This is a genomic window from Escherichia sp. AM3, from assembly GCF_032029835.1.
Lineage (GTDB): Bacteria > Pseudomonadota > Gammaproteobacteria > Enterobacterales > Enterobacteriaceae > Escherichia > Escherichia coli.
On the sequence record NZ_JAVUPQ010000804.1, the window covers coordinates 1 to 307 of the forward strand.

The 307-nt window shown below is 59.3% G+C and carries 1 protein-coding gene; it reads right to left on the minus strand.

All coding sequences use genetic code 11. The annotated features are described in order from the left end of the window. Positions 1 to 307 (minus strand): tyrosine-type recombinase/integrase (locus RTW80_RS28465; RefSeq protein ID WP_312721457.1); only part of this gene is annotated, 307 nt, incomplete at both ends.

A 307-nucleotide genomic window follows, 5' to 3' on the forward strand; every position in this document is an offset into this window, starting at 1 on the left:
CTGTTGAGCTGATGGACTTATGCCCCATCAGGCTCTGCAGGACCTTCAGCGGTATACCGGCATACAGCATGTGCATCGCATAGGAATGGCGGAACGTATGTGGCGTGACCGGGACAGAGAACGTCACACCGTCAGCGGCAGCGGCGGCAACCGCCTGCCCAATCCAGGTCCTGACCGTTCTGTCCGTCACTTCCCAGATCCGCGCTTTCTCTGTCCTGCCTGTTCGTTTATTACGCCGTTCCATGGGGATTTTCAGTGTGGCCACCATCGTCTGCAGCTGGCTGACGAACCAGGCGTCGGAGAGCGG